The following is a 26,079-nucleotide window of genomic DNA, read 5'->3' on the forward strand; positions in this document are numbered from 1 at the left end:
ATCTTGAAAATACTCGTTTAACAGACCCTAGACGAGTCAAGAAATTGATAGCAGTGCTAGCTATCGGTTTCTGTTGGTGCTATTTAACAGGTGAATGGCAACATGATCGAAAAAAAGCGATAAAAATAAAGAAGCATGGACGACTTTCAGTAAGTTTATTTCGCTACGGTTTGGACTATGTTCAAATGGCTATTCTACGTTTGATTGGTTTTGGAAAAAAAGAAGAATTTAAGAAAGTGCTCGCAATTTTAAGAAAGAAAAAGCCTGATAGGACAAGGGCCCTATGAAATTTGTCGTGTACAGAGCAAAATATTATAAGTTGACTGTAGCGTTCAATATAATTTAAACCGATTGCAATCATTTGAATAAATCATCATATAGCTATTTGGCTTTTAATTTATCTTTTGGTAATTTTAAGTATCTGTAAATTATTTTGTTTTCTTATTTTAAAAAGTTTTTTGTGATGTGCTTGTGTAATGAATGGTAGTTATTTAAGCAAATCAGTCTTTAATCAGTACAATCAAAATTCACTCTTTTTTCACTTATCGCCATCTAAGTTCAAAAATCAAGTAATTCAAATAAATCAATTTTCTCAGTTCAAGTTGCAGGCAAAGGAGTAACCATGACTCTATTATTGATATTGCTTAGCTTGTTGATTCAGTTTGTTTTGTTGTGGGCTGTATTTTATTTCGAACTAAATCGCACGATTGGTAGTTTTTTATCAATTACTATCGCTATTTTATGTAGTGTATTTATCACACCTTGGAGTTTATTGATTGGTTTACCAATTATTCTCGCGAGTGTGATTCTTCTCCTCCCTCCATTACGTGAAGCATTCATCAGTCGTCCTGCATATAAAGCACTGTCAAAAGCAATGCCATCGATGAGTACGACAGAAAGAGAAGCCCTAGAAGCAGGAACCAGTTGGTGGGAAAAAGAACTGTTTATGGGTTCTCCTAATTGGAATAAATTTGATGATTATCCTTATCCGACATTGTCAGCTGAAGAACAGTCCTTTTTAGACAACGAAGTTCAGCAGCTATGCGCCATGCTCGATGAATGGAAAATTCATCATCAAGATAAAGATTTACCTCCTGAAGTATGGCAATTCATCAAGGATAAAGGTTTCTTAGGTCTTATTATTCCAAAATCTTTTGGTGGCAAAGAATTTAGCCCATTTGCGCAAAGTCGTATTATGAGCAAGATTGCATCACGCTCTTTAACTGCAGCTGTGAGTTGTATGGTTCCTAACTCTTTAGGACCAGGAGAGCTTTTATTGCATTATGGAACGACTGAACAGAAACAACGTTACTTACCAGGTCTTGCGGATGGTACAGAAATTCCATGTTTTGGCTTAACAAGTCCTGAAGCAGGGTCAGATGCTGGTGCAATTCCAGATACAGGTGTGGTTTGTTATGGCCAGTATCAAGGTCAGGATGTGCTTGGATTAAAAATGAATTTTTCTAAGCGCTGGATCACACTAGCACCAATTGCGACTGTGATTGGATTGGCTTTTAAACTGTATGATCCTGATGGTTTACTGGGTGATAAATCCAAAACCGAATATGGCATCACCTGTGCATTAATTCCTGCAAATCATGAAGGAATTAAAATTGGTGCACGTCATAATCCAGGTGCGCCGTTTATGAATGGTACAGTCGAAGGAACAGATGTATTTATTCCAATTGACTGGATCATCGGCGGACAAAAAAATGCTGGTAAGGGTTGGCGTATGTTGATGGAATGTCTCGGCGTCGGACGTGGTATTTCATTACCAGCATTAGCTACAGCCGCAGGTGAGATGAGTTACTTATTGGTTGGTGCATTTGCGAGTGTACGACAACAGTTCAAAGTTTCTGTCGGTAACTTTGAAGGTGTACAAGAAGCGACCAGTGATATTGCCAGTGATGCTTATATGTTAGAAGCATTCAGATATATGGTCACTTGTGGTTTGAATCAAGGTGGTACACCATCAGTTATGACCGCTATGGCGAAGTATTATGCAACCGAAACGATGAGAACTGTGATCAATCACGGGATGGATGTAGTCGGTGGACGTGCGATTCAGCTTGGTCCTCGTAACTTCTTGGCATTGACTTATCAATCAATCCCAGTTGCGATTACGGTTGAAGGTGCGAACATTTTAACTCGATCATTGATGATTTTTGGTCAAGGTTCTATGCGTTGCCATCCGTATTTGTTTGAAGAATTACAACTTCTGCAAGCAGAAGATAAATCAGCTGCTTTGAAACAATTTAACACGTTGTTGTTTAAGCATTTGGCTTATACCTTTAACCGAGGTGCGAGAGCTTTAGCTTATGGTATTACGGGTGGACCGAGTCATGCATCCAAGCAGTCTGATACTTTCACCAAACCGTATTATGTGATTATCAATCGCATGAGCACTGATTTTGCTCTAACCGCTGATATGGCTTTAGGTCTTTTAGCTGGAGATTTAAAACGTAAAGAAATGCTTTCAGGACGCTTGGCTGATATCCATTCATACTTATTTATCGCAACTTCGATTCTTAAATATTATGAAAGTGGTAAACGGACGGAAGCTGAGCAAAAACATGCTGAATTGGCATTAAACAAAGCTTTATTTAATGCACAAGAGGCTTTCTTTGGATTCTATGAAAACTTCCCAGTAAAAGTTGCAGCTAAATTAGTGAAATTGATCTGTTTCCCATTTGGACGTCCAGTCGCAAAACCAACAGATCATTTGAAACAAGAAGTGGCTCAATTGCTCTTACAGGAAAATGCTTTCCGTGAAGAATTGAAGGAGCATGTGTATTACACCACTGAAGCAACAGATGTGATGGGGCGTATGGAATCTACATTCCAGATGTTGCTCACTATGCAACCGTTGTGGGATAAGTTCAAACGGGCAGAATCAAAAGATAAGTTCAAAGGACTCAGCTTTGAGGAAAGAATCCATGATGCTGTGGCGATTGATTTTATTACTCCTGCAGAGGCAGATAAACTACTGAAATATAATGCTAAGCGTTATGACAGTATGTTAACGGATGTATTTGATCGTGAACTGAAACAAGAGCGACCTTTAGCAAATCCGCATCTGCCAAGTTAAGAATTTGTCATCCATCATAAGTAAAAGCGAGTTATTTTAAATAGCTCGCTTTTTTATTAGAGATTAAATTTTTTTCTATATCGCCATAAAGTTGTTCGACTCATATTGAGTTCTTTTGCAGCAAGATTCAGGTCATTTTGATGCTTAATCAAAACATCTCTAATTTTATTTTTATTGATTTTTTCTGGATAAACAGGCTTCTCTGACACTTGATCATGTAATTGTGATGAATGCAAATGAGTATCTATGATTTCATCTGGTAGATCAGCAACTTCAATTTCTGATTTTTCATTTGCCATAGTCAATGCATATAAAAGGGTGTTTTTAAGCTCACGGACATTTCCTGGCCAATCATAAGCAATTAAGGTTTTTAATGCTTCGTCGGATAGATGCGGTTGTGTGTGAAATACAGATTGCTGCTGACTCAAAATAAATTCAGCGATCAACGGAATATCCTCTTTACGATCACGTAAAGGCGGAATAAAAATAGGGATAACTCTTAGGCGATATAATAAATCCTGACGGAAACGTCCTTGTTTCGCTTCTTCGCGCAAAGCTCGGTGAGTCGCGGTGATGATTCGTACATTGGCTTTAATTGATTTTTCACCACCCAAAGGCGTAAATTCACCTGTCTCGAGTACACGCAAAAGTTTGGCTTGTAACTCCAGTGGGATTTCAGCAATTTCATCTAAAAATAGCGTTCCGCCAGCAGCTCGCTCGAAAACTCCTTTATGTTCACGAATCGCACCCGTAAAAGCACCTTTGACATGCCCAAACAATTCACTTTCTAAGATGTTTGCATTTAAAGCAGCGCAGTTGATTGCGATAAAAACTTTGTTTTTTCGCTGACTATGGTCATGGATGGCTTGTGCAACCAGATCTTTGCCACTTCCAGACTCTCCACGAACTAAGACTGGAAATTCTGTAATCGCCACACGTTCAATAATTGAAAACATACGTTGCATTTCAGGAGATTGGCTATGAAATGTTTCAGACAAACTCTGACCACTATTTTCCTTTTTTGAAGTTTCAGTCTGTTGCAATGGTTGAACTAAGTACAACTTTCCAGAGAAATCCTGATCTGAAACTTGGATATTGTGTTGGTAACTTAAAAGTTCAATTGAAGCTGTGGCAGATTGCAGATGAATTTTCCCAGTTTCTAATAGATTGTTTAGTATTTTTTGTTTAGTCAGTTGAGCAATAGAGGGATTAAAACGTGTTGATTTGAACTCATAAATTATAGCTGAGTTTGATTGATCAACAATAAACAGGGCGCAGTCTGTAATGAGTTGTTGTAAATATCCTAAGAAGTTTTCCAAATCTACTTGTTTTATAAAATCAATGGATTGATTCATATTGTTTCAGGTGTTGTTTCTTTGAATGTTTCATTGAAACATAAAATGAACTGATGGTGAAACATAAATTTAAGAAACTATTAAATAATATGTAATAATATATTGTTTTATTTGAATATAATAATTTTTGCATAGAGTTGGCATCTTGTTTGCAATTTAAGAATATATAAATAAGTACATCGAGATTGATCCACATGATATTTCATCAGTTTTTTGAAAATGAAAGTTCAACATATACCTATCTCATCGCATCTGAACAGACACGTGAAGCGGTACTGATTGATCCTGTCGCATCGGAAATTGAGCGTTATGCGGAAATGCTTGAACAAAATAATTTGAAGCTGGTTTATAGCCTTGATACGCATGTGCATGCAGATCATGTAACGGCAGCAAATCTGTTACGTGAACGCTTTGGATGTAAAACAGTGTTACATCGCAACTCCGAAGTTGCATGTGGTGACATTTTTATATCTGACCGTAGTGCAATTCGCGTAGGGGAGATTTTAATTGAAGCTCGCTATACGCCTGGACATACAAACGCATGTACCAGTTATGTAGTGGACGGCATGGTATTTACGGGTGACGCATTGCTTATAGATGGGTGCGGGCGTACTGATTTCCAAGAAGGTGATGCGGCAACTTTGTATGACAGTATTCATCAACAGATATTCACTTTAGCTGATGAAACTATTGTTTATCCAGGTCATGACTACAAGGGGCGTTTGTCATCTACGGTTGGACAAGAGCGACTATATAACTCTCGATTGGGGGAAGGCAAAAGTAAGCAAGACTTCATTATTTTGATGGAAAACCTCAATCTTCCTTATCCAAAGAAAATTGATATTGCTTTACCTGCGAATAAAGCCTGCGGTCAGTAATAGGAGAGAGTGGCATGCAATTAAAACAAGTGAATCAAGAATTTTATGTTGCAGATCAAATTTCTCAACGAGATGTGGCTGAACTTGCAAATAAAGGTATCAAAACAATTATTTGTAATCGTCCTGATGGTGAGGGTGCTGATCAACCCAATATCATTGAAATACAAGAAGTAGCATCTACTCACGGGATTCAAGTTGAGTATTTACCTGTGGTGAGTGGCCGTGTAACTGATGAGCAGGCTGAAGAGTTTAAATCAGTTTATCAAGCAGCTCAAAAGCCAATCTTGGCGTTTTGCCGAACAGGTACACGCTCAATCACGCTTTGGGGATTATCTCAGGTTTCTGGATTAAGTCTGGATCAATTGCTATTGGTGTCTAAAACTCTGGGTTATGACTTACAAGGTTTAATTCCAAGAATCCTCAATCAACATCCGACACAATTAAATAATGTGCCTAAATTTTCGGTGGTGATCGTAGGTGGTGGAGCTGCTGGTATTTCAGTTGCTTCAAGCTTACTTTCACGAGAACCAAATCTAGATATTGCTGTGATTGATCCAGCAGAAATTCATTACTATCAACCTGGTTGGACGATGGTCGGTGGTGGAATTTTTGCACCTGAAAAAACAGTTCGAACCATGGCGAGTTTGATACCCAAGCAAGTACAGTGGATAAAAGCTGCTGTGGCGGCCTTTGATCCAGACAATAAACAGGTGTTGTTAGAGGGCTGTAAGCCGATCAACTATGAAGTATTGGTGGTTTGCCCAGGTTTGAAGCTCAACTGGCACGGTATTGACGGTTTAGTTGAAACATTGGGCAAAAATGGTGTGACCTCGAATTATCGTTATGATCTAGCGCCGTATACATGGCAGTTAGTCAGTCAAATGAAACGTGGTAAGGCGATTTTCACTCAACCACCTATGCCGATCAAATGTGCTGGTGCGCCACAAAAAGCGATGTATCTATCTGCCGATTATTGGCAAAAACAAGGCGTATTGAAAGATATTCAAGTTGATTTCTTCAATACGGGTGCGGTGTTATTTGGTGTTGAAGCTTATGTGCCAGCATTGATGGAATATGTGAAACGCTATAACGCCAATCTGCACTTCAACCATCAGCTGGTAAAAGTTGATGGTGCAAACAAACGTGCATGGTTCAAGGTCAATCGAGGTGAAAGTACATCACTGTTAGAAACTGATTTTGACATGATTCATGTCGTTCCACCGCAACAAGCACCTGATTTTATTCGTGCAAGTAATTTAGTCGATGCAGCAGGTTGGGTGAGCGTTGATCAAAATACTTTGCAGCACAGTAAATATCCTTACATTTTTGCACTTGGAGATGTCATGAATGCTCCGAATGCGAAAACTGCTGCTGCAGCACGTAAACAAGCGCCAATTGTTGCAGTGAATGTTTTGCAGTACTTAAAAGGTAGTGATCAATTTGCTCAGTACGATGGTTATGGTTCATGTCCTTTGACTGTTGAGCGAGGCAAGATCGTTCTTGCAGAATTTGGTTATGGTGGGAAACTGCTTCCGAGTTTTCCAAAGTGGTTCTTGGATGGTCAAAAACCTTCACGTATGGCATGGCTGTTAAAAGAACAGATCCTACCCCCGATGTATTGGGATGGCATGTTAAAAGGGCATGAGTGGCTTGTAAAACCTAAACTGTAATTTATTTATTAGATCATATAAATCATTAGCTTAGCTCTAAATTTAGAGCTGGGTTAGGTTTTTTCACACTTGAAAAAGTGTATCTCATTTTTCATGAGGTCCTTTATGGATATTTGGTTATTAGTCTTGGAAGGTCTAGCAATCGGATGCTTGCTTGGATTAACAGGTGCGGGAGGAGGAATTTTAGCCGTTCCCGCACTGATGGCGAGTCAAGGATGGACTGTCTCACAAGCTGCACCTGTTGGACTACTTGCAATTACACTTTCTGCGTTTGTGGGGAGTGTACAAGGCTTATTGAAAAAAATCGTACGCTATAAAGCTGCAATATGGATTGCTTTGATTAGTATTCCATCGGCTCGATATGGCGTGCATTTATCTAACATCATCTCTCCTACATGGTTAAGCCTAGCTTTTAGTTTAGTGATGATGGTTGTTGCCTATCGAATTTTCTTCAATAAAGTTCATGATTTTGAAGATCCACCATGTAAGGTCAATCAGTCTACTGGAAAACTTATTTGGAATGTGAAAACAGCCAGTGTATTGGGTCTTATTGGTGTGGTTGCGGGTTTGTTGACTGGATTGCTTGGTGTTGGTGGTGGATTTGTCATTGTTCCAGCGCTGCGTAAAGCAACGGATCTCGATATGCGTAGTATAGTTGCAACGTCGTTAATGATCATTTTTCTGATTGGCGGTGTGAGCATTTCTATCCACGTACTCGATGGCTTCCAATATCCAGTTTCAGTAACGATCAGTTTTGTGGTTGCTTGCATTTTAGGGATGTTGGTCGGACGACGACTCATTAATTTGATTGATCTAAAAACAGTGCAAAAGATATTTGCAACTGTGGTAATTGGTGTCGCTGTTTACCTAATTTGGACAAGTCTTTCTGTACTATTTTTATAGAAAGTGTCATATTTAAAAAATGAAATTCTATGATTAGCCTATTTTTAGGAATAGGCTGATGAGTATAAATAAATTTTTGTTTTTAAATGATTTTACAAGATCATTTTGCTAATATTTTTTTATATAATTGATCTTCACATAAATTTCATACCAAATTTTATAAAATCAAAATTACAAGAGAAATGGGTCAGGAAGAATCAATGTTTAAATTTTTTCTGCGATGGATAGACAGTTGGTCAACTACACAAACTTCTGAGACAAATGAGTCTGATACGTTTAAAACATATAAAGATACTAAAATTCAATGGTTGCGAATCCTTCCATTTATTTTTTTGCATATCGCATGTTTAGCCGTTTTCTGGGTCGGTGTATCTTGGTTTGCAGTCGCGTTTATGCTGTTTTTTTATTTTATTCGTATGTTTGCGATCACAGCATTCTTTCATCGTTATTTGTCACATAAAACATTTCAGACTTCTCGTCCTGTGCAATTTATATTTGTCTTGATTGGAACGATGAGTGCGCAACGTGGTCCTTTATGGTGGGCTGCTCATCATCGCTATCATCATCGTTTTACCGATACAGAGCATGATCCACACTCATCAGAGCATGGTTTTTGGTATAGCCATATCGGCTGGTTCCTAAATGAACAGAATTTCACAACGCGAAAGGAGGTCATCAAAGATTGGATCAAATTTCCAGAATTAGTTTGGTTAGACCGATTTAGTTTACCCGTTGTGTTACTGACTGCTTTATCAATCTATGGTTTGGGTGAGTGGTTAGCAGTTGCTTATCCAAGTTTAGGTACATCAGGTTTGCAATTGCTGGTTTGGGGTTTTGTGGTTTCAACAGTTTTGTTGATTCACGCAACTTTATGTATTAACTCGCTTGCTCACTTGTATGGAAGCCGAGATTTTGAGACTAATGACAATAGTCGAAATAACTTATTCCTTTCGATTATTACATTGGGCGAGGGTTGGCATAATAATCATCACTATTATGCAGGTAGCACTCGACAAGGTTTTTTCTGGTGGCAAATCGATATTACTTATTACATTTTAAAAATGATGTCTTTTTTTGGTCTCATTTGGGCGATCAAACCAGTACCTGAGCGCGTTTATGATGCGCACAAAACTCAAATACAAAATTTAAAAATGAACGCGAATAAAATTCAAAGTGAGAAGTCTTGATGAAGATTGCAATTGTAGGTTCAGGTATTTCAGGCATGTATGCCGCATGGAAATTATCACAGCAGCATCAAGTCACGATCTTTGAAAAAGAAAATTATTTCGGAGGACACACTGACACCCACGATCTTTGGATTGATGAACAGAATGTTGCAGTAGATAGTGGGTTTATTGTATTTAATGACTATAACTATCCTTTATTCAGTGCAATGATTGCTGAACTTGGTGTCCAAGCACAGAATAGTGATATGAGTTTTTCTGTGAATAATCAGGTCACTGGTCTACAGTACAATCCATCTAAAAAATGGTCATTATTGACTCGTCCGCAAAATTTTTTAAATAAGAACTTTCGATTGATGCTGTCTGATTTGATCAGGTTTTATCAGGAGAATAAAGATGTCGTCGTGGATCAATGTGATGCTGAGTTAAGTATTGAAGATTATCTAAATCGAAATGACTACTCTCAGGTCTTTAGAGAAGAACATCTCTATCCAATGTGTGGCGCACTATGGTCAAGTCCAGTTGATCAAGTTGGGAAGATACCCTACAAATTTGTGGTCAGTTTCTTTCAACATCATCGTATGTTGCAGTTGGCTGATCGACCACAATGGCAGACAGTAAAAGGTGGTTCAGCTTCTTATATACGAGCGATTCAAAAAGCTTGCCCATCGATTATTTGGAAGAAAGCGCAAGTTCAACAAGTGATTCGTGAAAATGATTTAGTTCATATTGTCACGAATCAAGAACAAGAAACTTTTGATTGGGTTGTGTTTGCGAGTCATGCTGATGATACGTTAAAGCTTATTCAAAATCCTTCGGCAGATGAGCGAGATGTATTAGGTTGTTTTGATTATCAAGATAACTTTATGGTGGTACATCGTGATACTTCGATTATGCCGAAGCGTCAATCTCAATGGGCAAGTTGGCATGTGCATGTCACTGCTCAAGAAAAACCTGAAAAAAATAGTAAAGTTCATCAAGTACACTATGGATTTACCTATTGGATGAACAGCTTGCAGAATCTACCTTGTAAAACGCAGGTATTTTCTACATTGAATCCGAATATGCCGATCGCGAAAAATAAGATTTATGTCGAACGTCATTATCGACATCCTGTTTTTGATAAAAAAGCAATTGAGTCACAAGCGCGTTGGGAACTGATTAATGGTCAAAACCGCAGTTCATTTTGTGGAGCATATTGGGGGTGGGGCTTTCATGAAGATGGGGCGAGAAGTGCTCAGCGTGTAGTAGATAAGCTATTAGAACTTAAAGACTAATTTGGAGGTGATCACATGTTTGAAGATTCACTTTCCATAGCCAAAGCTCAGATTAGACATCGGCGCTTTCATCCCAAAGCACACGATTTTCAGTCTAGTTTGAGCTATTTATGCTTTGATCCAGATCGTATCGATCAAAACCTAGATCGTTCATGGCTTTGTTCAACTTCGCGTTGGAATATCTTAAATCTTTATGAAAATGATTTTCTAAAAGGCTATACAGGTTCGATCAGAGAGCGAATTAAGAAAATCCTTTTGCAGCAAGTGGACACGATTTTATCGACTCAATCAGAAATTCGTGTGCTCGCATTGCCAAGAACTTTAGGATTTAGTTTTAATTCAGTCATCTTTTATTTTGTACTTAATCCTCAAAAACAACCTGTTTTCATATTGAGTGAAATCACCAATACCCCTTGGAATGAACGTAAAGTTTATGTGCATGACTGCCGTCAAAAATTAAAAGAGCACAGTCATTTCAAAAGTTATGAGTTCGAATTTGAAAAGAGTTTTCATGTGTCTCCATTTATGCCGATGGATATTCACTATAAATGGTGCTTTAACTTTTCAGATGAACAAAATGTGATTCATATGCAGCTTTATCAATCAGATAAATTTATCTTTGATGCAACGATGCGTTTCACTTTAACCAGCATCACAGTTCCTTCACAACTGAATCGTTATGCTATTTATCATATCTTTGAACCTTTCAAGATGTTAGCTTCGATCTACCTTCAAGCTTTTCATCTATGGCGAAAGAAAGTTCCATTTTATCGGCACCCTAAAAAAGATAAGGATTTAAAACAACATGATGAAAACGCTTATTTTCGGTGAACACGATTCACTGCCTTTGGTTCTTCGGAGCTTGCTCAAACTTCGTCATGGTCAAATTCATTTTCGTGGAGAATGGAATGGTACCGTGGGTGAGCCTTCAGATTTAGAAGCTACGATAGATATTCATAATAAAGAATTGATCGATCTGATTTTTAAAAACGGTGTACTTGGTGCGGCTGAAGGTTATATTCGCGGCTATTGGAGCAGTGAACACCTCGTTGAAGTCATTCAAATTTTGGCGAGAAATCGTCATGTGCTTGATAAGATTAATCAGAATGTGATTTCTCAAGCCAGCCAACTTGTATTAAAAGCTTGGTACAAAACACGTAAAAATTCATTGTCAGGAAGTCGAAAAAATATTGCAGAGCATTACGACCTGAGCAATGACTTTTTCAAACTCTTTCTTGATTCTTCAATGATGTATTCCAGTGCAGTATATAAGCACAAAGATATGACTCTAGAAGAAGCTTCTGATTATAAGAAAGAGCTGATTTGTCAGAAATTACAACTCAAACCAATGGATCACTTGGTTGAGATCGGTAGTGGTTGGGGCGGATTTGCGATCTACGCTGCTCAGCATTATGGCTGTAAAGTGACTACGATCACTATTTCTCAAGCACAATACGATGAAGCAACCAAACGTATTGCCGATGCGGGTCTCAGTCATCGTGTCAATGTTCAGCTCAAAGATTACCGATTGTTAGAAGGCAAATTCGACAAGTTAGTTTCGATCGAAATGATTGAAGCGGTGGGTGAGCAATATTTATCGACTTACTTTAATAAATGCCGATCCTTATTAAAACCGAACGGGTTGGGATTGATTCAAGCTATTACGATTGAAGATGCGCGCTATAAAAAAGCCTTGAATACCGTGGATTACATTAAACGCTATATTTTCCCAGGGAGCTTTATCCCTTGTATCAGCGTTTTAACTCAAGCGGCATCTGAACAACAGTTACGCTTAAAGCATCTTGAAGATATTGGTTTGAGCTATGCTGAGACGATTCATCAATGGCGTGAGCGTTTCTTAAATGCTAAAGAACAAGTTTTGGCTTTAGGATTTGATGAAAACTTTATTCGGATGTGGGATTTCTATCTTTGCTATTGCGAAGGTGGCTTTAAAGAAGGGGTGATCAGCGATGTACACCTGTTATTTGAAGCAAGTCCTTATTAATTTCTCATTATTTTTAAGCATCAAGGAGGCAGTTATGATATGGCAATTGTTTTTACTTGATGCCGTTTTGATGACGCTTTGTTGGTTGTGGGCAACAGTTAACCATCGTGCTGGTATCGTAGATGTCGCATGGAGTTTCTGTATTGTTCTCAATATTGCCATTACAGCATTGGTTGTTGACATCGCTCCGTTAAATGTCAGATTGTTTCTCGGCGTATTCAGTTCAATATGGTTCTTGCGTCTAACTTTGCATCTATTCCGTCGTTATTTAGCTGAGCATGAAGAAGATCGTCGATATGCCAACATGCGTAGAGCAATGGGCAAATATCAACATTTTGGTTTCTTTCTATTTTTCATGTTTCAGGCTGGATTAGCCATTTTATTTAGCATTCCGATGTGGAGCTTGCTCAATATGCCAAGCGTGTCGTGGAGCATGAATACCAATGATTATCTGATTATTGCAGGTCTAATTATGTTTGTTGCATTCGTCGGTGAGACGGTTGCAGATCAACAATTATATCGTTTCAAGCAAAATCCTAAAAATCATGGCAAAACAATGGATCAAGGTCTATGGAAGTATTCAAGGCATCCAAACTACTTCTTTGAATGGCTGCATTGGTTTGCTTATCCAATCATAGGATTAGCGGCAGGATTATTAAGCTTGTGGATCTATCCAATTTTGATGTGGTTATTCTTTTATTACATCACGGGTATTCCATTCAGTGAGCAACAAGCATTAAAAAATCGAGGTCAAAATTATCTCGATTATCAAAAACGAACTTCAATGTTTATTCCGTGGAAACCCAAACAGTAGGTACTGCACATGGACTTTATTATTCAAAAATCTTTAAAACTCGTTGAAAGCGGTTTAGTTCCAGATCAGGCGATTCGTGCAGCAATCCGTGCATTGAGTAAAAAGCGTTTGATTCAAGAAGGGCGCTATGATCCTGAGCAAGGTGCACAGCGTTATATGGACGTGCTCAATATGTTGAAGCACAGTGAGATTGCGATTGAAACAGACAAAGCCAATGAGCAACATTATGAGTTGCCAACTGCTTTCTTTCAGGCTGTCTTAGGTAAACGTTTGAAATATAGTGCCTGTTTCTTTCCACATGAGCACACCACACTAGATGAAGCCGAAGAGTTTGCACTGCAAATATATAGTGATCGTGCACAGTTGCAGGATGGTCAAGAGATTTTAGAATTGGGCTGTGGTTGGGGATCATTTACCCTATGGATGGCTGAGCGTTATCCAAATGCGAAGATCACAGGTGTTTCAAATTCTGCAACTCAACGTCAGCATATTTTAGCTGAAGCTGAAAAACGTAATTTGAATAATATTCAAATCATCACTTGCGATGTCAATGTGCTCGAATTAAAGACCAATACGTTCGATCGTGTAGTTTCGGTTGAAATGTTTGAACACGTTAGAAACTATCAGAAACTCTTTGAGAAAATTCAGTCTTGGCTTAAAGAAGATGGTAAGTTGTGGTGTCATATTTTCTGTCATCGCTTCTTACATTATCCTTTTGAAATCAAAAGTGAATATGACTGGATGTCACGTTACTTTTTTACGGGTGGTCTCATGCCATCTACTTCTACATTCTTACATTTCCAAGATCATTTAGAGCTTGCGCAGCATTGGCAGTGGTCAGGCACACATTATGAAAAAACATCTAATGCTTGGCTAGAAAATATGGATCGCCATGCTGATGAGTTAAGACCTTTGTTTGAGCAAGTCTATGCACAAGATGCAGATGCATGGTGGCAACGTTGGCGTATATTCTTTATGGCTTGTGCAGAGTTATTTGGATTTGAACAAGGACAAGAGTGGGTGATTGGTCACTTCCTGTTCAATAAGAAAGTCGTATAATTAACAATTGTTTATTGCAGATCAGTTTATGTTAAAACCGAAAAATCATGGCGTGAATACACATCCATTGAGCAAGATGTTTAATCGTCATTATTGGTTGCAAATAGGGCTGATCGCACTTTCAATCATTATTGGTATTGCGTGTAGTGCATGGGTAATTAAGGGTTCTTTACTTAAAACTGCACTCGAGCAAGAGATGGAACATTATTGGCTTCGAGTCGATCGTAACCCAAATGCAGATTTACCAGACACAAAGAATTTGTACGGCTATCGTTGGAACACAGCAATGCCGCCCGCTGCTTTTAAAGGACAACGTTTAGAACAAGGTGTACACCGCATTTTTGTGGATGGAAAAGAACGTATGACTGTTTACGGAGAGCGAAATGGTCAGCACGTTTTATTGGTTTTTGGCGAAAGTAACGTTAATAAAATTGTATGGATGTTCGGACTTGCACCATTAATGTTTAGCCTAATTGTGCTTTACAGTATTTTATGGTGGTCTAATCGTCGTGCTAAACGTTATTTCTCACCGATAACTCGATTAGCCAATGCTTTAGAACATATTGATTGGGCGCATCAAAATAAAGAAGCATCGCCGTTTCAAGGTATTAGTACCAATGGCAATTTAGAAGCGGAATATCTAAAACAAGCGCTGGAAAAATATCATCAAGTTTTAACTGAATTTATTTATCGAGAAAGAGAGTTTACGGGTGATGTGAGCCATGAATTGCGTACTCCGCTAACGATTTTGAAAGGCAATGTGCAACTTTGTCAGGCGAAATATGGTGAAGATAAATCACTAAATCGAATTTCGAATACCATCGAAGATATGCAATTGTTGGTTGATACGCTATTGGCTATTGCTCGAAACACCACGAACACGCTAACCGCTGAACAAATGACTCTATCAACGATCATTCGTGATTTGGTAAGTGACTTAGATCCAGTGAGTCAAAGCAAAGGCATGGAGATTCTAGTTCAATACGATTCTCAAGAATTTCCTCGTATGATTTATCCATCTATGACTAAAATGGTTCTGAGCAATATCCTGCGTAATGCTCTGAATTATTCCCAAGGCTCAAACATTCATATTATTCAACGTAAAAATAGTATTGTGATTGCGGATAATGGGATTGGAATCACGATGCCGAATGATTCCAAAGTTCAAGAATTAAATACGACTCAACTGCAACTTAAGGCAAAAGGGCATGGTATCGGGTTACAGTTAGTTCAAAAACTCTGTAATCAATTAGGTTGGCGTGTTGAACTATTTGACCGACAATATTATTTGAGCACACGCAAATATCTTAAACTGGAAAACACAACGGGTTTAATCGTTGTGGTGTATATGAATTGAGTTTAATAATCTTCAAAAGCGACTTTTAAGCCAACACCTGAGACGGTATGAATTAACTTTTGGTCAAATGGTTTGTCGACCATTTTGCGTAAGTTATAGATATGGCTGCGTAAGGCATCGCTTTCAGGTTCTTCATCTCCCCATAGTTCGATGATAATTTCTTGTTTAGTGATTACTTTAGGTGAATTGCGCATCAAAATTTTGAGTAATTTAAACTGAATTCTTGGCAGCTCAATATGTTGACCCGCACGGGTAACTGTTTGGGTAGAACTATCTAAAATAAGATCATGGATTTGAATTTTACTAGAAGAAACCTCTCCAAGAGATCGTTTAATCAACGCACGAATACGCATCACTAATTCATTAAAATCAAAAGGTTTAACTAAATAGTCATCTGTTCCAGCAGTAAAACCTTTTAATTTGTCATCTAAGGTATCTCTCGCGGTTAACATCAAGATAGGAATATCTTTACCTTGATCATTTCTAAGCCATTCACATAAGTCGTAGCCTGAACCATCGGGAAGATTGATATCTAAAAGTAGCAAATGGTAGGGTTGGTTCTTTAGAAAATTTCGTGCCGCATCGAGGTTGCGTGCATGATCGATCACAAAGCCATGCTCTTCTAGGAACTCACACACTGTTGCTGCAAGTTCATAGTGATCTTCAACCATCAGAATAAATTGATTGCTCATAATAATAGTCAAGTTATTGATTTAGTAATTGTTGCTTTAATTTAGCATTAAATGGCTGGCTTCCAAACCAAATTTTAAAATACTGATTGGCTTCAGTATCAGTAATTTTTCCAAGTGGTTTTTGATTTAAAGACAGTGAAAGTGTTTGATTAGAATGACTATATTTTAACGAGTACAGATCGCCTTTACGGACAGGCTTATATAAAGATGTAATTTTATTCAACGCAGAATTATCCGTAAAATTGCTGACATTTTTCTTGAGAAAATGGGTGGCTGCTCTTTTAAAAGCCCATTCTGGAATATCACGAGTGTACATGAAGTCGAGCTGTATATCTTGACTATCCCATTTTTGACCACAGTCACTAGCATAATAACTGACTGTACCAACATTCTTTTTAGTCACGATAATCGGCGCGTTTTTACAAAATTGAGTGCTTGCATGACTAAGATTTGTTGCGAGAGAGAGAAATAGTACACTTGAGAGCACTATGATTTTTCTGTGGTAAAACATAACAAATCCTCAGTTTTCAAATGTAGATCTAGGCTTATATAGACCGAGCTTAATAGGTATAGAAATTAAGGTTCCGTTCAACTTGCTGTATCTCATACCGTGCGAAAGCAAGATTTGTGTCGGTACGATCTAAAACAGCATAAAGGAAAAGCGTATGATTGGTTTCCAATGGCGTCACGATATGATGTTGATCGCGGATCGTGACCAAGACACCTTCTAAGTAATCATTTGAATCAAGCTCAGCCATCAGTTGTCGTTGATAGCTGAGTAAATTTGCCCCTTCAGCAGCAGCTAAATCAATATTGAAAAATTCATCACCAAAGTATTCGAGAATCGAACCATCATAGGCATCGATCAGCGCTAGAACAATTAAACCCTTAATCCGTTTTAATTGTTTTGATAATAAATTGATTTCCATAATTTATTTTCTGCTTAAAGGGGGCTGAATTTTAAACTATTTTTTGAACGGTAAGATCATAGAATAACCACTTCCGACATATGGTAATGAGCGATATAAACCATTTGCTGGGTCCCAATAGTCTTGTTGGAAAATGATTTGATTCGAACCGTTTATTTTCATCTGAGTGACACCATATGAAGCCATAGATTTAGTTCGACCAAACATTTTAAAGTCATATGCCATATACCAATGAATATAAGCAGAGTCACGTTGATATGTGGCGCTCACAAGTTTAACCGTGACATTACTCACACGTTTATTCATGCCTTCAAAGTGTTTGATTAGGTCTTGTTTATTGGAAAATTGAGAAAGTGTGTCATTGATAAATAGACGATCTGCATATAATTCACTGGCATTTTTAACAAAATCTGGTGTACCTAAAGTATTAAAGGCATTCACAAAACGATTACCAATCATTTGTGCTTTTTCTTGATCAAGAGTCACACCTGTAATATTTTTATCTGCTTCACGATAATCAGATGTATAACTTGGCACGCTTTTACATCCGACGAGAGAAATCAAGGTAAGTGTTGATATTGCTAGAGTTTTTAAGAGTGTCATATTTATCATCCAATTACATCCATATTTTGATGTTAGACGTGAAGGTGTGAATATGACGTGAACTTGAAAAACCATGCTTTTATAGCGATGAAACATAAAAATTTTTTTAATTATTGAACAGTGATTTAAGATTTTTCTAACTGTTAATTTTATTTAATTCAAAAAATAATTAGTCCTCAAAATTCGGTCTTGGCATGTTCATTGATTAAATATAAATTATCTGGTCAGACCAGTCTGACAATTAAATAATTTGGAGCAACAATGAATTTAGAAAGATTTAATCTTTTAAATGATGAGCAAGCATTTGAAGCATTAAAACCATGCGTTCATATTCCATCATGGATTGAAAGTATTGTTCTGCAACGACCTTTTGGTTCAGCTGAAGAATTATATCAAGCGGCTGCTTTACAAGCTCGAATATGGCAATGGTCAGAAATATTAGAAGCACTGAAACAACATCCACGAATTGGTGAAAAAAAAGCTGCCATGACATTATCGGAAAGAGAGCAGCAGTTTTCACAAAAAGAACAGGCTCAGCTTGGTGTAGATCAAGATATTCAACAAGCACTCTTTCAGGGCAATTTAGCTTACGAGCACAAATTTGGTCATATTTTTTTGATTCGAGCGGCAGGGCGTTCAGGTACAGAAATGTTAACAGAACTCAATCGACGTTTAGAAAATTCATCTGAACAAGAGCAGCAAGAAGTTAAACAACAACTCAGTGAAATTGCATTAATTCGCTTAAAGCAGGAGATTCAATAATGGCAGGTATAAGTACACATATTCTAAATGCTGCATTGGGTAAACCTGCTGTAGGGGTTTCTGTTGAATTATTACAGGAAACGTCGCAAGGCTATATTTCGATGGGTACGCAATTAACCGATGTAGATGGTCGTATTAAAGCTTTTAATCTTGATTAATTCACAACAGGCAATTATCAGCTCATTTTCCACACTGTCGATTACTTTCAATCTCTAGAGATTGAAAGCTTTTATCCAAAAGTTTGTATCGATTTTACAGTATCGGATATTCATCAGCACTATCACGTGCCTTTATTAATTAGTCCATTTTCCTATTCAACCTATCGCGGTAGTTAGGTACATCATGCATTAACAAAGAATTTTTATAGAGGAAAATTACATGCACAACGATAAAATGCACAGTGAAGCTCGTGCAAGCGTATCTGCAGAACATCAATATTTAGGAATGAATAAAAACATCATTTATGGACTGCAACATGTGCTGACGATGTATGGTGGAATTATTGCACCACCTATCATTATTGGCGCTGTCGCAGGTTTAGAAGCCTCGGAAATAGGTTTGTTGGTTGCTGCTGCGCTTTTTGTTGGAGGCATAGCAACAATGTTACAAACATTGGGCTTTAAGCATTTCGGTGCAAAATTGCCGATTGTTCAAGGGGGTATCTTTTGCTGGTGTTGCAACAATTTTGGCAATTGTCACCACAGGTGGAGGATTAGCTTCAGCATTTGGCGCAGTCATCGTTGCGTCATTGATTGGTTTATTACTAGCACCATTCTTTTCAAAAATTATTCGTTTTTTCCCACCTGTGGTGACTGGCTGTGTGATTACGATGATTGGTATTTCTTTATTGCCCGTTGCGATTCGTTGGATGATGGGGGGGAATCCAAAAGCTGAAAATTGGGGAGATCCAGCAAATATTGGTTTAGCTGCGATGACTTTAGCGATAGTCATTATTTTCAGTATGTTAAAAAGTCAGTTAATTCGTCGTCTGGCAATTTTAATGGCGATTGTATTAGGAACGATTATCGCTTCATTGGCTGGGTTTGCAGATTTTTCCAAAGTTGCTAATGGTTCAGTGTTCGCTTTTCCTCATATCTTCCATTTTGGCATGCCAGTGTTTGAATTTACTGCCATTTTTCTATGGTGATCGTAACTTTAGTTATTATGACTGAGACTACGGCAGACATTATCGCAATTGGTGAAATTGTTGGAAGCAAAGTTGATTCTAAACGGATTGGAGACGGTTTACGCGCTGATATGTTATCTAGTGCAGTTGCCCCAATTTTTGGTTCGTTTATGCAAACCGCATTTGCACAAAATGTAGGCTTGGTTGCAATTACAGGGATTAAGAGTCGTTTTGTGGTGGCAACCGCTGGTGGAATTCTGGTGGTTCTAGGATTGTTACCTATCGTTGGGCGTTTAGTGGCTGCTATTCCAATGCCAGTATTAGGTGGGGCAGGTATTGTGTTGTTTGGCACAGTGGCCGCAAGTGGCATCCGTACATTGGCAAAAGTAGATTATAACGATTATAAAAATTTGATTATTGTCGCAACCTCATTGGCAATTGGAATGATTCCGATTGCAAACCATGAGTTCTATGCACAGTTTCCAAAATGGGTTAGTACCCTATTACATTCTGGAATTAGCTCAGCATGTATTACTGCTATTTTGCTCAATATTTTATTTAATCATTTACCTTTCGCCAAAAAATCGGTGGAAACAACAACATTACCTATTAATTCTGGCCACTCATAACGGTACTGAAGTGGCTTGATTTTCTAAATCCATCACACGTTTTAATCATCAACCATTAAAAAATTTCTTATTCATTTTTGAATAGGTCTAGGGGAGCTTTGATTTTAAAAATCAAAGGTTGGGGCTTTGACGACTTAAAAAATGAATTGAGTTGATTTTTAAATGAATCATTAGGGAAATATTATGAAAAATTTTACTTTTAAATCGGTGACTCTGCTCATCACAATGGGGAGCATGAGCCAAGTTTGGGCTGCAGATACGAGCTTGAATGGTCTGTTTAATTTAGCGCAAGACTGCAAAGTGCAAGATAATTCAGTTAAATCCATACAGGAAATGCTGACTTGTGGAGCGATACATGGTGCAGTTAAAACAGCTTATTATTCTTTGAATAATGGTTATTTTGTCAATAATCTTAATCAAGATACTGTTGCCATTGGTGGTTATATTAAATATGAAACAGCGCCATTTTATGGCTTTATGATCTGCAACGTCGTTTAGATGAGAAAAATAAAAATGATGAAGTATCCGAGTTATAAGAAGATAGCGATGGCTTGGCGGAAGCCTATGTCACTTGGAAAAATGATTTCGCACGAGTGACAGTCGGTAATCAGCGTCTTAATTTACCATTTATGGGGGGATTATGCAGATCGGCGTATTTTAATGGCTTTGTATCAAGCTGCGGATTTCCAAGTGGGAAATAACACTGACTTTATACGCTTAACTAAAGTCAATAAATTTAAAAGCTATGCTGATGATGAATTTACCAAAACCACACGTCAAAATTCAAATATTCAATCAGATGGTGTGTGGTCAGTTGGTGCAGGTAAGAGTTTTGATATCGCCGAAGATAAAAAGCTTAAAGCTCAATTTTGGTATCAAGACTATGATGATTACACGCGTTTGATTTATACCCAAGCAGATTTGTCTTTGCCAAAATTGAATTATTCGCCAGAGTTTTCTATGCAATATATTTCGGGTAAAGATCAATGCAAAGCTTTGGCTGGAGCGGTAGATAGCCAAATTTTTGGGGTTCAGGCGGCGTTTAAAGTTTTGTCAAAAGCAAGTGTGAAAGTGGCCTATAACTATATCAAACCAGATAGCGAAAGTTATCTAAATGGTGCTTTATTAACTCCATACGCTACTAAAACTTCTTCAGGTGAAATTTTCGCACAACCATTTTTTACCAGTACGCAAGATTTAGGTGCAGGGAATGCTTTTATGACGACCTTGGAAGGAAAGCTCACAGATCAAGTGATTGCGGGTGCTCGATATTCTTTTATGGATTTGAAAGAGGCCGATCATGTTGCGAGTCGCAATCAATCTGAGTATATGGTTTTTGGCATTTATAATTTCACAGGCGCTTTAAAAGGATTTAGTGTGAGTAACTTCTTTGGTATCCAAACTTCACCACGTTATGAAAAAGACTTTTTACAAAATCGATTTACATTGAGCTATAAATTTTAAAGTCTGCTTATCCCAATTGCCTATTTCAGCTATGTGAAACCTGTTTTTTTTAATATGCTTACCGTACTTAAAACAGCCAAGCGGGATCACTATATGTTTGATGAAACCTTTAACCCTGCTGAATTAGAAAGTTTTGGTCTTAAATAGCTTAACTTCGTATAGGGTGTACCTCAAATTTAACCTGATAGGCATACGAAAAAATGGATAACTGTCAGATCGGATTTGAGCTAGTAACAATTTAAATCAGGCTCGGATGTGCATCTAGAATGCGGATCAGGGTTGCTGCTGGCCCTGTTGGATAGCGTCGGCCTTGTTCCCAGTTTTGAAGTGTACGAGGGCTAATATGCAAACGTGCAGCAAATTCTGTTTGGCTCAAGCCTGTTTTCTCACGAACTTCTTTAATATTAGGAAGGGTCAGCTCAGTCACTCGACTTGCTTTAACTTCATTACGTTTAATAGCTCCTGCTTCTTTGATCGAAGCAACGAGGTCATCAAATAAGTTATTATCCATGAAATTGCTCCTTCACAAGTTGACATAGGATAGCGGTCTCTTTCTCAGTTAGGTTTTCTTTAACAGATTTAGGGTAAGCCAATAGCATAAATATCTGATCATCTTTAGTGATCCAGTAATAAATTACTCGAATGCCACCACTTTTTCCTTTACTGCCTTGAGCACAACGTACTTTACGAATTCCACCACCATTTTTAATGAGATCTCCCTTATCTGGCTGAACTAAAAGTTCTTGTTGGAGTTCTCTATATTCATCATCAGAGACAAGCTCTTTGATTTGTTTGGTAAAAATACTGGTTTCAATAAATAGCATGGCGTCAGTACGTCAATGGCGTATTTTTATTGTAGTGAATATCGTGAAAAAAAGCCAGTTACTAAGTTGGTGATGATCAATAGCTAAAGATTCTCATAAGCTATTTTATAAAAATTACCTGATTAAATTATTTGAATAAAAAAAACCCCCATTGAAGGGGGGAGTTAAAACTTTATGTTATTAATCTAAAGGATTTCCCACAATATTGCTAATAATTCCTTGCATGATGTGCGAACCTTGTTCTGTATAGAGTGATTGATACCATTCTTCAGTCACTTTTTGATCTTTCATATGCGTTACATCACAACGCTTACGAGCACGTAATACCATTTGTTTGGTTCGGTCATTACGTTTGTTTTGGTATCGTTCTAGTGCATCACTTAGCCCAAAAGTATTTATTTGCAAAGCACGTGCCAAGTAAATAGCATCCTCCATTGCTTGGCAACCGCCTTGCCCAATCTCTGGAGTGGTACTGTGGGCTGCATCACCAAGTAAAACGACACGACCTTTATAAAAATTCATAAAAGGTTCAATATCATGGATTTCAACGCGATTGGTTTTTTGTTCATCCAAACAATCAATCAGTTGATGCACAGGTGAACACCAATCTTTGAAATATTTTTTCAGCTCAGTTTTATATTGATCACGTTGATTGGGTAGACCTGCTTCTATAGGAACATCAAAAAAGAAATAGAAACGATTTTGTGCTACAGGCATAAGGGAGACACGTTTTCCTTCACCGACGTAGGTTGTCCATTGTTGCGCTGGTGCAATTTTTTCATCGATTTGAACCAGCCCATTCCAATTGACATAACCAGCATAACGTCGTTCAACTTGATTGCTGAGTACAAACTTACGCGTGATAGAGTGAGTGCCATCTGCACCAATCAGTAGATCTGCTTTTATCTGGGAACCATCGGAAAAATGAATATTGACATATTCAGACTGATCTTCAATCTCGGTCATTCTCATGCCTAGTTTAATATTTTCTAAGCCAAATTTTTCCATGAGAAGTTGTTGTAAATCTGCACGCGCAACAGGGTAGGCACGTTGTCCAACTTCTTTATACAAAGGAGTTAAATCAAACTGAGTCATGGTTTGATTATTCAGGCCATCGATGTAGGCTAATGATTCCATTTGTCCGCCTAAAGTTTGAATTTGCTCAGTCAAACCAAGATAATTTAGGCATTTTACGCCGTTCGACCAGAGTGATATCGCTGCTCCTACAGGTAATATTTCAGCTGCTTGTTCATAAATCGTGACCTGATGTCCAAATTTTTTTAAAGCGATACCAGCAGTTAAACCGCCCATACCTGCACCTACAATCGCAATATTCATTGTTCAGACCCTAGTATTCAAAATGATAAAATTTCTAATGAGTCTTAAGCGAGAATTGTGCCAATTTTATTTAGTGGTTTAACAGGTCATACCAGTTATTATGCACTATGAAGAAGCGGAAATAGGATGGGTGTTTTGATGTGGTTCAAAGTTTGAGTTAAAGTGGTGCATGGGTATTTTATCAAGACTCATGACGAGAAAAATAAACACCAGCACGTTGAGCAGCGCCAATAATATGTGCCTGCATTGCCTTTTCAGCCGCTAAAGCATCATGTTTAAAGAGTGCCTGTAAAATCGCATCATGTTCTTTAATGGTTTTAAATGCTAAATTTGGTTGAACAAAAGGAAGAATCTGACTTTTCTTAATCCATTCATTATGCATTTTAAGTGTTTGAATGATCGACTGATTATGACATAAATCAATGATATGTTGATGAAATGCATAATCAAATTCAGAAGCAGCTTGCCAATTTTGTTGCAAAATTGCATTTGAGAGCGCTTCATAGTGTTGTTTTAAAGTAGATTTATCTTGTTCAGTTAGATATTCACATGCCAGCAAGGCGCAAAATCCTTCAAGCACATAGCGTAGTTGATAGAAATCTTTTAGAGAAATGCGATGTTCACCTTCCCATTGTTTGGCTGCTTTACTATGCTTTGAAATGACATAAACACCTTTACCAGCCTTAATTTCTAACAAGCCTAAAGCAGCAAGGCGAGTTAAAGCTTCACGTAGAGAAGCGCGACTTATTCCTAACTGGGCAGCAAGATCACGTTGGGAAGGTAATGTAGAGTCAATTGCATAAGTACCTTCTTGAATACGTTGATGAATGACTTCCACCGCTTGCTCAGTCACTTGAGATGATTTTCCGTTGAGCATAGCTTGTGGACTCATATACATCGTTTCCTAAAAATAAAATGAACAATTTGATTCTACACAAAATTCATAAATTTAAATTGCTTCAAAGCTAAAATTAGATAATTATTTGCAACAGGTCAGACCAGTTGGACTGGATTTTGCATAGAATGAACCATATGAAAATGTTTTTAGGATTGATCAATGACGGTGCATATTGCCAAAGTAGTAACTTTGCCAGATAACTTACAGGGTTTAACCAATTTAGCTGGTGCGCACATCGGCGCGAGCATTGTATCTTGTTCAGATGAGTTTTTTTGCAAGTGCGGAACGAATGCTACAACCAGAACCTGCAAAATTTATTGAAGGTAAGTTTGATAATCATGGCAAATGGATGGATGGCTGGGAAACACGCCGTAAGCGCGAAGCTGGTTATGATTGGTGTATTGTTCGCTTAGGTGTAACTGGAAAAATTTCAGGCTTTGATCTCGATACTTCTTTTTTCACAGGGAATTATCCTGCTTCTGCCTCAATAGGAGGGTGTTATGCACTTGATGATCAACTGGAAAATATTACTTGGATCCCATTGTTAGAAAACTCGGTTTTGTCTCCTGATCATCATCATTTTTTTTAGCTGCGAAGCACATAAAATCACTCATATTAGACTTAACATTTTCCCTGATGGTGGTGTTGCTCGTTTACGTTTTTACGGAAATGTCCTACTGGAAAATATAGATTCAACCCAACAAATTGACCTGATTGGTTTGAAAAATGGTGGACGTATTGTTGCATTTAGTGATGCACATTACGGGCATCCGAATAACTTACTCAGCCCAGATCGTGGCATTAATATGGGCGATGGTTGGGAAACCAAGCGCCGCCGTGAGCCTGGTTTTGATTGGTGTGTTATTGCGTTAGGACAAACTGGGCATGTAGAAAAAATAGAAGTTGATACAGCACATTTTAAAGGAAATTTTCCTGCATTTTGTTCGATCCAAGCCGCTTATGTTGAGGATGCAACAGATGCACAGTTGATTCCTCAAAGTATGTTTTGGTCTTACTTATTAGAACAGCAACCTTTATCAATGGACGCGATTCACTCATATATAGCTGAAATCTTGCAGCATCAAAAAGTGAACTATATTCGTGTCAATATGATTCCTGATGGTGGAATCAGTCGCATTCGTTTGTGGGGGAAAATCACAGAATGAAATTGTTTCTTCAGTAATGAGCAAGGTCATATAAGTTTTGATAAAACAGATCATGTTT

The 26,079-nt window shown here is 37.9% G+C and carries 21 protein-coding genes and 5 pseudogenes; 17 read left to right on the forward strand and 9 right to left on the reverse strand.

Going from position 1 to position 26,079, the window contains the following annotated elements; genetic code table 11:
• Positions 1-287: pseudogene (locus tag IRT38_RS09230) on the forward strand (IS4 family transposase); the annotation flags it as partial.
• Positions 288-622: 335 nt separating this feature from the next.
• Positions 623-3,088, forward strand: a complete 2,466-nt coding sequence (locus IRT38_RS09235) for an acyl-CoA dehydrogenase (protein WP_194597509.1) — start codon at positions 623-625, stop codon at positions 3,086-3,088.
• Between the two features lie 56 nt (positions 3,089-3,144).
• Here IRT38_RS09235 and IRT38_RS09240 read toward each other — a convergent pair whose 3' ends face one another.
• Positions 3,145-4,443, reverse strand: coding sequence for a sigma-54 interaction domain-containing protein (locus IRT38_RS09240; protein ID WP_194597510.1), 1,299 nt, complete (start codon positions 4,441-4,443; stop codon positions 3,145-3,147).
• A 194-nt stretch (positions 4,444-4,637) separates the two neighbouring features.
• Here IRT38_RS09240 and IRT38_RS09245 point away from each other — a divergent pair, with 194 nt between their 5' ends.
• The 10 genes from IRT38_RS09245 to IRT38_RS09290 all read left to right on the forward strand — a co-directional run bounded on the left by IRT38_RS09245 (position 4,638) and on the right by IRT38_RS09290 (position 15,590).
• Positions 4,638-5,321 (forward strand): MBL fold metallo-hydrolase, encoded by a 684-nt coding sequence (locus tag IRT38_RS09245; protein WP_194597511.1) that lies wholly within the window; start codon positions 4,638-4,640, stop codon positions 5,319-5,321.
• Positions 5,322-5,335: 14 nt separating this feature from the next.
• A complete protein-coding gene (locus IRT38_RS09250) occupies positions 5,336-6,991 on the forward strand; it encodes a bifunctional protein tyrosine phosphatase family protein/NAD(P)/FAD-dependent oxidoreductase (RefSeq protein ID WP_194597512.1) in 1,656 nt (551 codons plus the stop codon).
• 105 nt (positions 6,992-7,096) lie between these two features.
• Positions 7,097-7,894, forward strand: a complete 798-nt coding sequence (locus IRT38_RS09255; RefSeq protein ID WP_194597513.1) for a sulfite exporter TauE/SafE family protein — start codon at positions 7,097-7,099, stop codon at positions 7,892-7,894.
• Positions 7,895-8,094: 200 nt separating this feature from the next.
• Complete coding sequence (locus IRT38_RS09260) at positions 8,095-9,081, forward strand: acyl-CoA desaturase (RefSeq protein WP_125299369.1); 987 nt, start codon at positions 8,095-8,097, stop codon at positions 9,079-9,081.
• The gene (locus IRT38_RS09265) at positions 9,081-10,355 is read left to right on the forward strand and encodes an NAD(P)/FAD-dependent oxidoreductase (RefSeq protein WP_194597514.1); all 1,275 of its coding nucleotides are present in this window, start codon (positions 9,081-9,083) and stop codon (positions 10,353-10,355) included. Before IRT38_RS09260 ends, IRT38_RS09265 begins: the two co-directional genes overlap by 1 nt.
• Before the next feature lie 15 nt (positions 10,356-10,370).
• Positions 10,371-11,186 carry a DUF1365 domain-containing protein gene (locus IRT38_RS09270; RefSeq protein ID WP_075696384.1) on the forward strand — a complete coding sequence of 272 codons (816 nt, stop codon included), beginning with the start codon at positions 10,371-10,373 and terminating at the stop codon, positions 11,184-11,186.
• Positions 11,161-12,360 (forward strand): SAM-dependent methyltransferase, encoded by a 1,200-nt coding sequence (locus IRT38_RS09275; protein WP_194597515.1) that lies wholly within the window; start codon positions 11,161-11,163, stop codon positions 12,358-12,360. The genes IRT38_RS09270 and IRT38_RS09275 overlap by 26 nt, the downstream gene beginning before the upstream one ends.
• Before the next feature lie 34 nt (positions 12,361-12,394).
• Complete coding sequence (locus tag IRT38_RS09280) at positions 12,395-13,174, forward strand: DUF1295 domain-containing protein (protein WP_194597516.1); 780 nt, start codon at positions 12,395-12,397, stop codon at positions 13,172-13,174.
• Between the two features lie 9 nt (positions 13,175-13,183).
• Complete coding sequence (locus IRT38_RS09285; RefSeq protein ID WP_004914975.1) at positions 13,184-14,233, forward strand: SAM-dependent methyltransferase; 1,050 nt, start codon at positions 13,184-13,186, stop codon at positions 14,231-14,233.
• A 28-nt stretch (positions 14,234-14,261) separates the two neighbouring features.
• The gene (locus tag IRT38_RS09290; protein WP_194597517.1) at positions 14,262-15,590 is read left to right on the forward strand and encodes a sensor histidine kinase; all 1,329 of its coding nucleotides are present in this window, start codon (positions 14,262-14,264) and stop codon (positions 15,588-15,590) included.
• Between the two features lie 2 nt (positions 15,591-15,592).
• Here IRT38_RS09290 and IRT38_RS09295 read toward each other — a convergent pair whose 3' ends face one another.
• From IRT38_RS09295 to IRT38_RS09310, 4 genes are read right to left on the reverse strand one after another with little or no spacing between them, the layout of a single operon-like run.
• Positions 15,593-16,282 (reverse strand): response regulator transcription factor, encoded by a 690-nt coding sequence (locus IRT38_RS09295; protein WP_004959303.1) that lies wholly within the window; start codon positions 16,280-16,282, stop codon positions 15,593-15,595.
• Between the two features lie 13 nt (positions 16,283-16,295).
• Positions 16,296-16,793, reverse strand: a complete 498-nt coding sequence (locus IRT38_RS09300) for a chalcone isomerase family protein (protein WP_004953474.1) — start codon at positions 16,791-16,793, stop codon at positions 16,296-16,298.
• A gap of 49 nt (positions 16,794-16,842) precedes the next feature.
• Positions 16,843-17,211 (reverse strand): roadblock/LC7 domain-containing protein, encoded by a 369-nt coding sequence (locus IRT38_RS09305; RefSeq protein ID WP_194597518.1) that lies wholly within the window; start codon positions 17,209-17,211, stop codon positions 16,843-16,845.
• 36 nt (positions 17,212-17,247) lie between these two features.
• Positions 17,248-17,814: a nuclear transport factor 2 family protein gene (locus IRT38_RS09310; protein WP_194597519.1), complete on the reverse strand. Its 567-nt coding sequence runs from the start codon at positions 17,812-17,814 to the stop codon at positions 17,248-17,250.
• Between the two features lie 261 nt (positions 17,815-18,075).
• Between IRT38_RS09310 and uraD the strand changes: the two genes are divergently transcribed.
• The 4 genes and pseudogenes from uraD to IRT38_RS09330 all read left to right on the forward strand — a co-directional run bounded on the left by uraD (position 18,076) and on the right by IRT38_RS09330 (position 21,795).
• On the forward strand, positions 18,076-18,576 hold the full coding sequence (uraD, locus tag IRT38_RS09315) for a 2-oxo-4-hydroxy-4-carboxy-5-ureidoimidazoline decarboxylase (RefSeq protein ID WP_194597520.1): 501 nt from the start codon (positions 18,076-18,078) through the stop codon (positions 18,574-18,576).
• Positions 18,576-18,911 (forward strand): annotated as a pseudogene (gene uraH / locus IRT38_RS09320) (hydroxyisourate hydrolase). The gene uraD and the pseudogene uraH overlap by 1 nt, the downstream one beginning before the upstream one ends.
• A gap of 43 nt (positions 18,912-18,954) precedes the next feature.
• Positions 18,955-20,331 (forward strand): annotated as a pseudogene (locus tag IRT38_RS09325) (nucleobase:cation symporter-2 family protein).
• Between the two features lie 183 nt (positions 20,332-20,514).
• Positions 20,515-21,795, forward strand: a pseudogene (locus IRT38_RS09330) (hypothetical protein).
• Positions 21,796-22,033: 238 nt separating this feature from the next.
• On the opposite strand, the gene nadS reads toward IRT38_RS09330, so the two are convergent.
• The 4 genes from nadS to IRT38_RS09350 form a co-directional block, all read right to left on the reverse strand.
• Positions 22,034-22,306: a NadS family protein gene (nadS, locus tag IRT38_RS09335; protein ID WP_194597521.1), complete on the reverse strand. Its 273-nt coding sequence runs from the start codon at positions 22,304-22,306 to the stop codon at positions 22,034-22,036.
• Positions 22,299-22,619: a type II toxin-antitoxin system RelE/ParE family toxin gene (locus tag IRT38_RS09340; RefSeq protein WP_194597522.1), complete on the reverse strand. Its 321-nt coding sequence runs from the start codon at positions 22,617-22,619 to the stop codon at positions 22,299-22,301. Before IRT38_RS09340 ends, nadS begins: the two co-directional genes overlap by 8 nt.
• Positions 22,620-22,799: 180 nt before the next feature.
• Positions 22,800-23,957 (reverse strand): FAD-dependent urate hydroxylase HpxO, encoded by a 1,158-nt coding sequence (gene hpxO / locus IRT38_RS09345; protein ID WP_194597523.1) that lies wholly within the window; start codon positions 23,955-23,957, stop codon positions 22,800-22,802.
• 181 nt (positions 23,958-24,138) lie between these two features.
• Positions 24,139-24,849: a FadR/GntR family transcriptional regulator gene (locus IRT38_RS09350; RefSeq protein WP_194597524.1), complete on the reverse strand. Its 711-nt coding sequence runs from the start codon at positions 24,847-24,849 to the stop codon at positions 24,139-24,141.
• Between the two features lie 165 nt (positions 24,850-25,014).
• On the opposite strand from IRT38_RS09350, the pseudogene alc reads away from it, so the two are divergent.
• A pseudogene (gene alc / locus IRT38_RS09355) lies at positions 25,015-26,021 on the forward strand (allantoicase).
• The last annotated feature ends 58 nt before the right edge of the window (positions 26,022-26,079 follow it).

Source organism: Acinetobacter sp. SK-43 (assembly GCF_015351505.1).
GTDB lineage: Bacteria > Pseudomonadota > Gammaproteobacteria > Pseudomonadales > Moraxellaceae > Acinetobacter > Acinetobacter junii.

What these genes read in the sequence shown, in the direction of transcription:
- IRT38_RS09245 (WP_194597511.1), top strand. Translation starts at nt 4,638, where the DNA reads ATGATATTTCATCAGTTTTTTGAAAATGAAAGTTCAACATATACCTAT.
- IRT38_RS09270 (WP_075696384.1), top strand. Translation starts at nt 10,371, where the DNA reads ATGTTTGAAGATTCACTTTCCATAGCCAAAGCTCAGATTAGACATCGG.
- hpxO (WP_194597523.1), bottom strand. Translation starts at nt 23,957, where the DNA reads ATGAATATTGCGATTGTAGGTGCAGGTATGGGCGGTTTAACTGCTGGT.
- nadS (WP_194597521.1), bottom strand. Translation starts at nt 22,306, where the DNA reads ATGGATAATAACTTATTTGATGACCTCGTTGCTTCGATCAAAGAAGCA.
- IRT38_RS09240 (WP_194597510.1), bottom strand. Translation starts at nt 4,443, where the DNA reads ATGAATCAATCCATTGATTTTATAAAACAAGTAGATTTGGAAAACTTC.
- IRT38_RS09285 (WP_004914975.1), top strand. Translation starts at nt 13,184, where the DNA reads ATGGACTTTATTATTCAAAAATCTTTAAAACTCGTTGAAAGCGGTTTA.
- IRT38_RS09340 (WP_194597522.1), bottom strand. Translation starts at nt 22,619, where the DNA reads ATGCTATTTATTGAAACCAGTATTTTTACCAAACAAATCAAAGAGCTT.
- IRT38_RS09295 (WP_004959303.1), bottom strand. Translation starts at nt 16,282, where the DNA reads ATGAGCAATCAATTTATTCTGATGGTTGAAGATCACTATGAACTTGCA.
- IRT38_RS09260 (WP_125299369.1), top strand. Translation starts at nt 8,095, where the DNA reads ATGTTTAAATTTTTTCTGCGATGGATAGACAGTTGGTCAACTACACAA.
- IRT38_RS09350 (WP_194597524.1), bottom strand. Translation starts at nt 24,849, where the DNA reads ATGAGTCCACAAGCTATGCTCAACGGAAAATCATCTCAAGTGACTGAG.
- IRT38_RS09255 (WP_194597513.1), top strand. Translation starts at nt 7,097, where the DNA reads ATGGATATTTGGTTATTAGTCTTGGAAGGTCTAGCAATCGGATGCTTG.
- IRT38_RS09280 (WP_194597516.1), top strand. Translation starts at nt 12,395, where the DNA reads ATGATATGGCAATTGTTTTTACTTGATGCCGTTTTGATGACGCTTTGT.
- IRT38_RS09290 (WP_194597517.1), top strand. Translation starts at nt 14,262, where the DNA reads ATGTTAAAACCGAAAAATCATGGCGTGAATACACATCCATTGAGCAAG.
- IRT38_RS09265 (WP_194597514.1), top strand. Translation starts at nt 9,081, where the DNA reads ATGAAGATTGCAATTGTAGGTTCAGGTATTTCAGGCATGTATGCCGCA.
- IRT38_RS09235 (WP_194597509.1), top strand. Translation starts at nt 623, where the DNA reads ATGACTCTATTATTGATATTGCTTAGCTTGTTGATTCAGTTTGTTTTG.
- IRT38_RS09310 (WP_194597519.1), bottom strand. Translation starts at nt 17,814, where the DNA reads ATGACACTCTTAAAAACTCTAGCAATATCAACACTTACCTTGATTTCT.
- IRT38_RS09300 (WP_004953474.1), bottom strand. Translation starts at nt 16,793, where the DNA reads ATGTTTTACCACAGAAAAATCATAGTGCTCTCAAGTGTACTATTTCTC.
- uraD (WP_194597520.1), top strand. Translation starts at nt 18,076, where the DNA reads ATGAATTTAGAAAGATTTAATCTTTTAAATGATGAGCAAGCATTTGAA.
- IRT38_RS09275 (WP_194597515.1), top strand. Translation starts at nt 11,161, where the DNA reads ATGATGAAAACGCTTATTTTCGGTGAACACGATTCACTGCCTTTGGTT.
- IRT38_RS09250 (WP_194597512.1), top strand. Translation starts at nt 5,336, where the DNA reads ATGCAATTAAAACAAGTGAATCAAGAATTTTATGTTGCAGATCAAATT.
- IRT38_RS09305 (WP_194597518.1), bottom strand. Translation starts at nt 17,211, where the DNA reads ATGGAAATCAATTTATTATCAAAACAATTAAAACGGATTAAGGGTTTA.